Genomic DNA, 460 nt, shown 5'->3' with positions numbered 1-460 from the left:
CTGTTGCCCCTGCGCATTGGGCTCGACCACGCGGTGACGCCTGCGACCTGGGGCTTTCCCTGGAGCGCGACGCTCTCGGTCGCCTGGTTCATCGTCGCGGCGCTTCTGGCGGTGGTCCTGGCATGGCGAGGCCACCTTCTGGCAGGCCTGGTCCTGCTGCTGGCGGCGGGAATGCTGAAGCTGGGCATCACGCATCTGCCCTGGCCCTTCGTGCTGTTCGGAGTGGGTGCTCTCGGCTGGGTGGCAGGCGGGTGGGCGCTGGCGGCCTATGCCGTGATCCTGCCCGCCATCATCATGGTCATGGGCCTGTGGGAACCGGCGCTGCTGTCGCTCTATCTCTCGGGCACGGCGGTGCTGATCTGTGCGGTGGTGGGCGGCGCGGTCGGACTGCTGTCCGCGCTCAGCCCGACGGTCTGGAGCGTCGTGCGGCCCGTTTGCGATCTCCTGCAGACCATCCCGA

General features: G+C 69.1%; 1 pseudogene. It reads left to right on the top strand.

Features of this window, described 5'->3' with window-relative positions:
- Positions 1–460, top strand: a pseudogene (locus M3667_RS16590) (hypothetical protein); the annotation flags it as partial.

Source organism: Microbacterium sp. P26 (assembly GCF_023712585.1).
Classification (GTDB): domain Bacteria; phylum Actinomycetota; class Actinomycetes; order Actinomycetales; family Microbacteriaceae; genus Microbacterium; species Microbacterium algihabitans_A.
Note: the sequence above shows the minus strand (reverse complement) of the source record. Positions and strands in the feature narration are given on the sequence as shown.